The organism is Streptomyces phyllanthi, assembly GCF_009377205.1.
Taxonomy (GTDB): Bacteria; Actinomycetota; Actinomycetes; order Streptomycetales; family Streptomycetaceae; genus Streptomyces; species Streptomyces phyllanthi.
Map to the genome: position 1 here is coordinate 1 of NZ_VJZE01000355.1, position 9,793 is coordinate 9,793.

Here is a 9,793-nt window from a genome sequence, read left to right on the forward strand (position 1 = left end):
GTGGATCGGGCGGGCGGGCCTGGAGGCGGCGCTGCGCACCCACGACGGACGACCCGGTGGCTCCGCACGGCTGCTGGCGCGCGCCGAGGAGCTGTTCGGACCGGTCACCGGGCTGCCCGGACGGCTCTACCCGCGCACCGACCGTGCGGCGGTACTGGCCTCCTTCGCGCCGGAAGTGGCCGCCTGCGCCGAGGCGGACCCCGTGGCGGCGGACGTCCTGCGTGCGGCGGCCCGGCACATCGCCGAGTCCACGGCCGCCGTGTGCCCCGCCTCGGGCGAGCCCCGCGTCGCCCTCACCGGCGGCCTGTTCAGGATGGGCGACCCCCTCCTCGTACCCCTGGAAGCCGAGTTGAGGGAGCGGCTGCCTCATGCGCGGCGTGTGGCGTCCGAGGGGGATCCGCTGCACGGCGCGGTGCGTATCGCGGCCGAGTTGGCCGACGGGGTGCCCGCGCTGCCGCACGACGAGAGGATGCTGCAGGTGCGGATGACCGAAAACTAGTCCCCCAAAGGGGAATCGATCCCCTCTGTCGGCCACATTGGGGACATGCGCCCGCGCAGTTACCGCACGTCAGTACGGACTCACACCTTTTTCCACTCATCGTCACTTAACTCATCAGACAAATCGGGACGGATACCGCTCACCTGCACCCTCCCCGAACAGGGGAACCCCCGAAGCCAGTAGCATGCGGCGCCATGAGCTCCCCCACTGGGCCCGCATCCGGCCTGCCTGTACGAATGCCGCGACCCCGCCAGCCCGGGCGGCACCGCCGCCCCGAGCCGCTGGCGGCTCCCGAAGGCGCGCCCGCGCTCGTCCTCGCGGTGCCTGGCACGCCCAGCGCCGCAACGCGCAGCCTCGCCGAGGAGGTCGTGAGCATCGCGCGCTCCGAGCTGCCCGGCCTGGACGCGCGGATCGGTTACCTCGACGGGGACGGCGACGAGTTCCCCACACTCCAGTCCGTGCTCGCGCGCGCCGCCGAGGAGCGCACCGCCCGCTTCGAGCAGGCCCGCGCCGCCGGTATGGACGTCAAGGAGCCGGACGGCCCCGTAGCCGTCGTCGTGCCCCTGCTCGCCGGCCCGGACAGCGCGCTGCTGCGCCGGGTCCGCCAGGCCGTCATGGAGAGCCGTGTCGCGGCCGACCTGACCGATGTCCTCGGCCCCCACCCGCTGCTCGCCGAGGCGCTGCACGTGCGCCTGTCCGAGGCGGGTCTGGCGCGCGCGGACCGGGCCCGCCTGTTCACGGTGGCGACCGCCGCGGACGGCATCATCCTCGCGTCCGTGGGCGGCGACGAGGCCGTGCAGGCGGCCGGGATCACCGGCATGCTGCTCGCCGCGCGGCTCGCCGTACCGGTGATGGCGGCGGCGCTCGACCAGGAGGGCTCGATAGCCTCCGTGGCCGAGCAGCTGCGCTCCTCGGGCTCGCAGAACCTCGCGGTCGCGCCGTATCTGATCGGCCCGGAGATCGACGCCGGTCTGCTCGACGCCGCCGCGAAGGAGGCGAGCTGCGCCGCCGCGGAGCCCCTCGGCCCCTACCCGGCGATCGGCAAGCTGGCGCTTTCCAAGTACACGACGGCGCTGGGCATCACCCCTCAGCAGCCGCAGGGCATGCCGGTGCGCTGAGCCGGCCGCGCACCGGGTGACGACGTACGACGCAGAAGGGCGCTCACGACGTACGACGCGGGGTCCGCTCCTCTCTCGGGAGCGGGCCCCTCGCCGCTGTCCACGGCCAGACCTGTGCCCAGCGCCTCAGTCGAGGATCACGCACGACACCGCGGGCACCTCGATCGAGCCCGCCAGTACGGGCATGCCGGTCTCCGGGTCGGCCGCGAACCAGCTGACGTTGCCCGAGCGCTCGTTCGCGACGTACAGGAATCCGTCCGACGCGGTGAGCGCGCGGGGCCAGTGGCCGCCGCACGGGACCGTGCCCTCCAGGGCGAGCTCCTCGCCGCCCCCGCGGACCGCGAGCACGGACAGCACGTCCTGGCCGCGGGTGGCCACCCACACGAAGCGGCCGTCGGGTGAGACGACGATGCCCGACGGGTACGCGTCGCCGTCCGGCGCGTCCGGCAGCAGCGGGGTCTCGCCGAGCGGCACCAGCTCGCCGCTGTCCGCGTCCCAGCGGCACACGGTGACGACCGGGGCGAGTTCGTGCACGACGTACGCGTACGAGCCGTCCGGGTGGAAGACCAGATGGCGGGGCCCGGAGCCGGGCCGGAGCGCGGTCTCGCGGTGCGAGACGGGCACCCCGGCGTCCAGCGCGCACACCCGTACCGAGTCCGTGCCCAGATCGACGCTGACGGCCCAGCGGCCGCTCGGGTCCGGCTGCACCTGGTGCGCGTGGGGCCCCTCCTGGCGCTGCGCGTCCGGACCCGAGCCGGTGTGCCGGAGGACTCCGGACGCGGCGTCCGCGAGGGTGCCGTCGGCGCGCAGGGGCACGGCGGTGACGCTGCCGGAGCCGTAGTTGGCGGTCAGGACGTGTCCGGCGACGAGGGCGAGGTGCGTGGGTCCGTCGCCCCGGACCGGTACCGGCGGGCCGGTGAGCTCCGGCTTGTCGCCGGTGACGCGGTACGCGGCCACCGCGCCCTCGGCCGTCTCACTGACCGCGTAGAGCAGGTCGCCGTCCGGGGACAGGGCGAGGTACGACGGGTCGGTGAGGTCGCCCACGCCGCTCAGGGCGGTGAGCGCGCCGGTCGTCCCGTCCACGGCCGCCACCACGACGCCGGGACCGCCCGCCGTCGTGAACGACCCGAGGTACGCCCGCCGTCGCCGTCCTGCGCCGTCCGCGCCCGTCTCTGCCACTGCCATTGCCGTCCCCTCTCGGTGACGCGCCTGTCGGCGCCGTGCCGTTCGGGCGACGGTAGCAGCAGGTCTAGACCAAGCTGCCCCCGCCCTGCCTCCCGAGCGGCAGCGCCAGTTGCCCCAGTGCCCTCTCCAGGTTGCGCAGCCCCGTGAGGTGCGGGTGCGCGAGGTGCGCCCCGCTCTCCTCCGGGTGGGGTGCCCCGCCGGGGGCGGCCGCCCCCGGGCTCTCGCTCACGAGCAGGGCCTGCGCGGCGGCCTCCACCCGCCGGCAGGCGGCGGCAGCCAAGGGGGCGGCGTGCAGCGTGGCCGGATCGGCGGCCACGGAGACCAGGGCGCGCACCTCGGCCACGCAGTCGTCGAGCAGCTCGACGACCCGGCGGGCTCGGGCCTTCCGGGCGCGGAAGGGGCTCAACGGGTGGACCAGCGGAGCGAGCGCCGTCCGTACGCGACCGAGCAGCAGCTCCAGCTCGGCGACGTGCGGAGCCGGGTCGGCCCCGGGATCGCCGGCGAGGCGGGCGGCGGCCTCGGCGGTGGCCGCGTGCACGCACCGCAGGGCCCGCCGGATCCAGGCATCGTTGGTCGTGTGCGTCCTGACCGGCAGTACGAGGGCGACGGCCAGCGCGGCGCACACCGTGCCCACGCCGGTCTCCACGAGACGGAGCACCAGCAGGTCGGGGTCCAGGACGCCCAGCAGGCCGTAGAGCACGCTGGCCATGACCGTCACCGCCAGCACCATCCAGGAGTACGAGACGGCGGCGGTGTAGAAGATCCCGAAGACACAGACCGCCACCAGGGTGGCCGACGGCACGGGCGCGCCGTGCAGCGGAAGGGCGACCAGCAGCCCGACGGCGATACCGGTCACCGTGCCGAGGACGCGGCGGAAACCGCGGACCAGGGTCTCACCGCGGGAGGCCGTGTTGACGAAGATCCACCAAGCGGTGCCGACGGCCCAGTACCAGCGCTCTTCGGAGAACACCTGGCCGACGGAGAGCGCCAGGGAGCAGGCGACAGCGGCCTGGAAGGCCTGCCGTGTGGTGGGCCGCGCCAGACCGGTGCCGGGCAGGGCGGGCGGAGCAGCGACGGACGCGATACGGCGCTCGATGGGCCACAGCAGGAAGCGCACGGCACCGGCGGCCAGGAGGGACAGGCTCATCGCGGCGTACAGCTCGGGCAGCTGCGACGGGACGGCGTGCAGGAACTGCGTCACGAAGAAACTCATGAACGCGAAGATCCCGAGCGCGTTGCCGCGTACGCCCCAGCGGCGGGCGTGGACACCGAAGAAGACCACGGCCACGAACGCCGCGTCGCGGGCCGTGGGAACGCCGTGCAGGGTGGTGGCGAGCGCCAGCACGGGGAATCCGGCGACGGGCAGCAGCGCGGTGGTGATCCGCTGGGCGCGCACGGTCGCGTCGGTGACCGTGAAGAGCGCGAGGAGCGCCGCGAGCCCTCCGGTGATCGACGCGGCGAGCGGGAGCCCGCACAGCTCGGAGACGGCGACGGCGGCGCCGACACCGATCACGGCACGGGTCGCGTTCCGCAGCCTCAGGCTTCCCGGGTCGGGAGCGATGAACATCCTCTTCGCGTTCACGGCGGTGTGCCGCCCCTTCTCGCAGTGGTGCGCGCCGTACCCGCGGCCGTCCAGGGTGACGGACGGAGTGCGGGCACACGGAAGGCACCGCGCTCCGGAACCGGCCTCGTCGCCGTCCGGCGCTGCGCGGCGCCGTAAGTAGGTGGATACGACACAGACAACCACTTCTGCCCCAACGGCTCAACAGCTGAGCCATTCACTGGGCCATTGGCCCGTTCAAGGGGCGCTTCGGTCGGCCAGTGAGGTGCCAATGGACCAAGACCATGGGTAATGGACCAAGACCACGGGTACAGTCGCCCATCAGCGACCGAGGCCCCGGGGAGGTCGGCGACCCATGGCCGTTGACGAACTCGACACCCGCATCCTGCGGCTGCTGCTGGAGCAGCCGCGCACGAGTGTGCGCGAGTACGCCCGGATCCTCGGTGTGGCCCGCGGGACGGTCCAGGCCCGTCTGGACCGGCTGGAGCGGGACGGAGTCATCACGGGCACGGGACCCTCCCTCTCCCCCGCCGCCCTCGGCCACCCCGTCCTCGCCTTCGTGCACATCGAGGTCACCCAGGGCCATCTCGACGACGTGGGCGACGCGCTGGCCGCCGTGCCGGAGATCATCGAGGCGTTCTCGATCACGGGCGGCGGTGATCTGCTGACGCGGGTCGTGGCGCGTGACAACGCCCATCTGGAGGACGTGATCCAGACCCTGATCAGCCTGCCGGGCGTGGTCCGCACCCGTACCGAGGTGGCCCTGCGCGAACGCGTGCCGCACCGGGTGCTGCCGCTGGTGGAGTCGGTGGGCCGGCCGGCCAGGAGTTGAGCACGGGCAGATCCCGGGTTGTCGGAGCCACTGACGTGGCTGGCACCCTGAAGACCATGAGCACTCTCGACGGCACCTCGGTCATCTTCGATCTCGACGGCACCCTCGTGGACAGCGAGCCCAACTACTTCGAGGCAGGCCGTCACACCCTCGCCGCGTACGGCATCGACTTCACCTGGGCGGACCACGAGCAGTACGTCGGCATCAGCATCCAGGAGACGATCGTGCTCTGGAAGGAGCGGTACGGCCTGACCGCCTCCTTCGACGAGTTGCTCACCGCCAAGAACCGCCGCTATCTGGAGCTCGCCCGCGCCTCCACTCGCGTCTACCCGGAGATGCGGGCGTTCGTGGAGCTCCTGGCCGACGAGGACGTGCCGATGGCCGTGGCGTCCGGATCGTCGGCGGAGGCCATCGAGGCGATCCTGACCGGCACGGGTCTCGCCGACCGGCTGAAGACCGCCGTCTCGGCCGCCGAGGTGGCCCGCGGCAAGCCGGCCCCCGACGTGTTCCTGGAGGCCGCGCGCCGGCTGGGCGCCGACCCCGCCGACTGCGTGGTCCTGGAGGACGCGGCTCCCGGCGCGGCCGCCGCCCATGCGGCCGGCATGCGCTGCGTCGCGATCCCGTATGTCGCCGCCCAGGCCGACGACCCGGCGTTCGCGACGGCGGGGCTGCTGGTGCGCGGCGGTCAGGCCGCGTTCACGGCCCGGATGGCGTACGACTGGCTCGTACGGTCCGCCTGAACTCCCGGTGTTCAGCGGCGCAGGAACCTCACCACGCCCGTGGCGGCACCGGCGACGGCGAGGCCGGTGCCGGCCAGGGCGAGGGACCTGGCCAGGGGCCCCGGTGGCGCTGGGCGGGCGCCCGGGGCGACGCCGTACGCCGTGCGGGACGTATCCTCGGTGTCCGGGAGGGCGGAGGCCAGCAGTTCCGCGAGGTGCACGGCCTCGTGGCCGCCGCTGTCCAGTTCGTGGATCTGGGTGCGGCAGCTGAATCCGTCGGCCAGTACCACCGTCTCGGGGGCCGCCTCGCGCAGCCGGGGCAGCAGCACGCGTTCGGCACAGGCCTCACTGACGTCCAGGTGGCCGCGCTCGAAGCCGAAGTTGCCCGCAAGGCCGCAGCAGCCGGACTCCAGGTGTTCGGCGTCCACCCCGGCGCGGCCCAGCAGTTCCCGGTCGGCGTCCCAGCCCAGGACCGCGTGCTGGTGGCAGTGCACCTGGGCGAGGGCGCGCGCCGCGTGGCCGGGTACGCGCGGGGGCTCGTAGCCCGGGCTGTGCTCGGTGAGGAGTTCGGCGAGGGTCACGGTCTGCCGTCGCAGCCTGCGGACGTCGAGGTCGCCGGGGAAGAGCTCGCCCGCGTCCGAGCGGAAGACCGCGGTGCAGCTGGGCTCCAGGCCCACCACCAGTCCCCCGTCGCGCACGTGTTCGGCGAGGTGCCGGACCGTACGCGTCAGGATCCGCTTGGCGGTGGCGAGCTGGCCGGTGGAGATCCAGGTGAGCCCGCAGCACAGCGGCTCGGTGGGCAGCGTGACCCGCCAGCCCGCGTGTTCCATGAGCCGCACGGCGGCCTTGCCGATATGCGGGTGGAAGGAGTCGGTGAAGGTGTCGGGCCAGAGGAGGACCGTGCCGCGGGACCCGTCGCCCCGGGGCTCGTGGCGGGCGAACCACTGTCGCAGTGTCTCGTCCGCGAACAGCGGGAGTTCGCGGTTCTCGACCCCGGCGACGGCGACGGCGGCCCGGGAGAGCGGCGGTGTGTGCGTGAGCGCGTTGACGACCGGGCCCAGCCGGGTACGGCCCACCGCCTGGGCCAGCGCGGGCAGCCACCCCATCGTCAGGTCCGAACGCGGCCGGCGCCAGGGGCGCCCCTCGTAGTGGTGGGCCAGGAACTCCGCCTTGTAGGTGGCCATGTCGACATCGGCGGGGCAGTCGCTCTTGCAGCCCTTGCAGGCCAGACACAGGTCGAGGGCGTCCTTGACCGCCTCCGAGCGCCAGCCGTCCCGTACGGCGCTGTCCCCGTGGCCGTCGAGCATCTCGAACAGCAGCCGGGCCCGGCCCCGCGTGGAGTGCTCCTCCTCCCGTGTCACCTGGTACGACGGGCACATCACCGTGCCGCCCTCGTTGGTGAGCCCGCGGCACTTGCCCACGCCCACACACCGGTTGGCGGCCTCCGCGAAGGAGCCTCCGTCGTCCGGATAGCGGAAGTGCAGGTCCTGCGGGTCGTACGGGGACCAGTCGCCGCCAAGCCGGAGGTTCTCGTCCAGCCGGTACGGCGCCACGACCTTGCCCGGGTTCATCCTGTTCTCCGGGTCGAAGAGGGCCTTGACGCGGCCGAACGCCTCGACGAGGTCCGCCCCGAACATCCTGCCCAGGAGCTCCCCGCGGCTCTGTCCGTCGCCGTGCTCCCCGGAGAGGGAGCCGCCGAACCCGGTGACGAGATCGGCGGCGCGCTCCATGAAGCGGCGGTACGCGGCGACGCCGTCCGCGGTGTAGAGGTCGAAGGGGATCCGGGTGTGGACGCAGCCCTGCCCGAAGTGGCCGTACAGGCTGGGCCCGGTGTCGTCGGAGTAGCCGAACTCGTCGTAGAGGTCCTGGAGTCGGCGCAGATAGGCGCCGAGCCGTTCGGGCGGGACCGCGGAGTCCTCCCAGCCCTCGAAGGTGTCGGGGTGGCCCGGTACATGGGCGGTGGCGCCGAGCCCCGCCTCACGGACCTGCCACAGCTCGTCCTCGCGTGCCGGGTCGTCGAGTAACGCGACGTCGGGGTCGTGCTCGGACTCGTGGAGGGTTTCCAGCATCCGGTGGGCCCGCGCGTCGACCTCCTCGACGGTGTCGCCGCCGAACTGGACCATCAAGTAGGCGTTCCCCTCGGGGAGTTCGCTGATGGCCTGCGCGTTGAGGTGTTTGATCCGCTGGTCGCGGACCAGTCGTGCGTCCACGCCCTCCAGGGCGATCGGCTCGTGCGGCAGGATCGCCGGCACGCTGTCGGCTGCCTGGTAGACGTCGGGGAACCCGAGGACGACCAGGGTGCGTTCCTCGAGTACCGGTACCAGTTCCAGCTCGGCGCGGAGGACGGTGACCAGCGTGGACTCGCTGCCGACCAGCAGGCCCGCGACGTCGAAGCCGTGCTCCGGCAGGAGCGAGTCCAGGTTGTAGCCGGAGACGCGGCGCGGGATGTCGGGGAAGCGGCGGCGTATCTCGTCCGCGTAGGTGTCGCGCAGCTGCCGCAGGCCCCGGTACACGGACGCCGTGGGGTCGCCGCGGCGCTCGATCCGGGCGTACTCCTCGTCGCCCGTCCGCCCGCACCAGAACCGGGTGCCGTCGGCCAACAGCACTTCCAGGCGGGCGATGTTGTCGACGACCTTGCCGGTGCGCTGTGCGGTGGCGCCACAGGAGTTGTTGCCGATCATGCCGCCGACGGTGCAGTTCATGTGCGTGGCCGGCTCGGGGCCGAAGCGCAGGCCCGTGGGCGCCAGTCGGCGGTTCAGCTCGTCGAGCACGATGCCGGGCTGGACCACGCAGGTACGCGCCTCGGTGTCGACGGACTCCAGGCGTGTGCAGTACTTCGACCAGTCGATCACCACAGCCGTGTTGGCGCACTGCCCGGCCAGGCTGGTGCCGCCGCCCCGGGAGACCACCGGGGCGCCGTGCTCGCGGGCCACCGCCACCGCCTCCGCGGCGGCCTCCGGGGTGCGGGGGACGACGACGCCGACCGGGGTCTGCCGGAAGTTCGAGGCGTCGGTGGAGTACGCGGCACGGCTGCCCGCGTCGAAGCGGACCTCACCGTCCACCCGCTCGCGCAGCGCCGCGCGCAGTTCCTCGGCATCGGTCTCCGGCCGCTGCCCCGCGCCGGTCCTGGGGTCCGGCGCCTCCCTCACGCCCATGAAGCCTCCCTGTCGAACGGGTGAACAGGCGAACGGGACCGGCGGGTACCCAGGCGGGCCGGGGACAAGCCAGGCCGCGAACGCGGCGGTGCGGCCGGTGCGGCCCGTACGGGGCGCGGGCCTCGGAGCCCGCATGGCGGGTATGCCTCAGGGCCCGTACGGGATGCGTGGCTCAGGGCCGGTACGGGGCGCGTGGCTCAGGGCCCGTACGGGATGCGTGGCTCAGGCCCGTGCAGCCCGCGTCAGTCGGTCTCGTCGTCCTCGGCCGTCGCGCGCCAGCCGCTCCAGTGCAGGACCGTGACCACGATCACCGGGCCGTCCGGCGGCCGGCTCGCGTACTGGGGGTACTTCCGCCGCAGCAGCTCGATCGCGGCGGCGTACTCCTCGCGCAGTTCCTCCACGGTCGTGTCCGGCGACACGATCCGGGCGCCCCCGTCGGCCCGTACCCACCACAGGTGGTCCCAGTTCTCGTCGTACGCGTCCGCGAGCAGGCAGACGGCCGGGTGGGCGGCGATATTGTGCAGCCGCCGGAGCCGGTGGGACCTCTTCGGTTTGTGGTCGACCGCGGTGACGATCGTGCCCTCGTGCTGGGCGAACACGACCGGCACGAGGTGCGGGCGCCCTCCCGGGCCGACCGTGGCCAGCCGCGCCACCCGGGCGGCGGCGAACCGCCTCCGTGCCTCGTCGGCCGTCATCCCGGGCACCGTAAGCTCCCCTCTTGGCC

General features: G+C 73.4%; 7 protein-coding genes and 1 pseudogene. 4 read left to right on the plus strand and 4 right to left on the minus strand.

The genetic code is table 11. From position 1 onward, the window contains the following. Positions 1-499, plus strand: a pseudogene (locus FNH04_RS33900) (ATPase); the annotation flags it as partial. Positions 500-693: 194 nt separating this feature from the next. After that, complete coding sequence (locus FNH04_RS33905; RefSeq protein WP_152789685.1) at positions 694-1,617, plus strand: sirohydrochlorin chelatase; 924 nt, start codon at positions 694-696, stop codon at positions 1,615-1,617. A gap of 126 nt (positions 1,618-1,743) precedes the next feature. Here FNH04_RS33905 and FNH04_RS33910 read toward each other — a convergent pair whose 3' ends face one another. Together FNH04_RS33910 and FNH04_RS33915 are read right to left on the minus strand one after the other, a co-directional pair. Further along, positions 1,744-2,802 (minus strand): lactonase family protein, encoded by a 1,059-nt coding sequence (locus FNH04_RS33910; protein WP_152789686.1) that lies wholly within the window; start codon positions 2,800-2,802, stop codon positions 1,744-1,746. Positions 2,803-2,866: 64 nt separating this feature from the next. Continuing rightward, positions 2,867-4,369 carry an FUSC family protein gene (locus FNH04_RS33915; protein WP_152789691.1) on the minus strand — a complete coding sequence of 501 codons (1,503 nt, stop codon included), beginning with the start codon at positions 4,367-4,369 and terminating at the stop codon, positions 2,867-2,869. 349 nt (positions 4,370-4,718) lie between these two features. On the opposite strand from FNH04_RS33915, the gene FNH04_RS33920 reads away from it, so the two are divergent. Together FNH04_RS33920 and FNH04_RS33925 are read left to right on the plus strand one after the other, a co-directional pair. Further along, on the plus strand, positions 4,719-5,195 hold the full coding sequence (locus FNH04_RS33920; RefSeq protein WP_152789687.1) for an Lrp/AsnC family transcriptional regulator: 477 nt from the start codon (positions 4,719-4,721) through the stop codon (positions 5,193-5,195). A 56-nt stretch (positions 5,196-5,251) separates the two neighbouring features. Then, positions 5,252-5,935 carry an HAD family hydrolase gene (locus tag FNH04_RS33925; RefSeq protein WP_152789688.1) on the plus strand — a complete coding sequence of 228 codons (684 nt, stop codon included), beginning with the start codon at positions 5,252-5,254 and terminating at the stop codon, positions 5,933-5,935. Positions 5,936-5,946: 11 nt separating this feature from the next. Here FNH04_RS33925 and FNH04_RS33930 read toward each other — a convergent pair whose 3' ends face one another. Both FNH04_RS33930 and FNH04_RS33935 read right to left on the minus strand, forming a co-directional pair. Next, positions 5,947-9,069 (minus strand): FAD-binding and (Fe-S)-binding domain-containing protein, encoded by a 3,123-nt coding sequence (locus FNH04_RS33930; protein WP_152789689.1) that lies wholly within the window; start codon positions 9,067-9,069, stop codon positions 5,947-5,949. 242 nt (positions 9,070-9,311) lie between these two features. Continuing rightward, positions 9,312-9,773 (minus strand): TIGR03668 family PPOX class F420-dependent oxidoreductase, encoded by a 462-nt coding sequence (locus FNH04_RS33935; protein WP_322724638.1) that lies wholly within the window; start codon positions 9,771-9,773, stop codon positions 9,312-9,314. Between the last annotated feature and the right edge of the window lie 20 nt (positions 9,774-9,793).

Bases quoted from the DNA above. Each gene is read 5' to 3' on its own strand.
- FNH04_RS33930 (WP_152789689.1), bottom strand. From the start codon at position 9,069: ATGGGCGTGAGGGAGGCGCCGGACCCCAGGACCGGCGCGGGGCAGCGG.
- FNH04_RS33915 (WP_152789691.1), bottom strand. From the start codon at position 4,369: ATGTTCATCGCTCCCGACCCGGGAAGCCTGAGGCTGCGGAACGCGACC.
- FNH04_RS33925 (WP_152789688.1), top strand. From the start codon at position 5,252: ATGAGCACTCTCGACGGCACCTCGGTCATCTTCGATCTCGACGGCACC.
- FNH04_RS33920 (WP_152789687.1), top strand. From the start codon at position 4,719: ATGGCCGTTGACGAACTCGACACCCGCATCCTGCGGCTGCTGCTGGAG.
- FNH04_RS33910 (WP_152789686.1), bottom strand. From the start codon at position 2,802: ATGGCAGTGGCAGAGACGGGCGCGGACGGCGCAGGACGGCGACGGCGG.
- FNH04_RS33905 (WP_152789685.1), top strand. From the start codon at position 694: ATGAGCTCCCCCACTGGGCCCGCATCCGGCCTGCCTGTACGAATGCCG.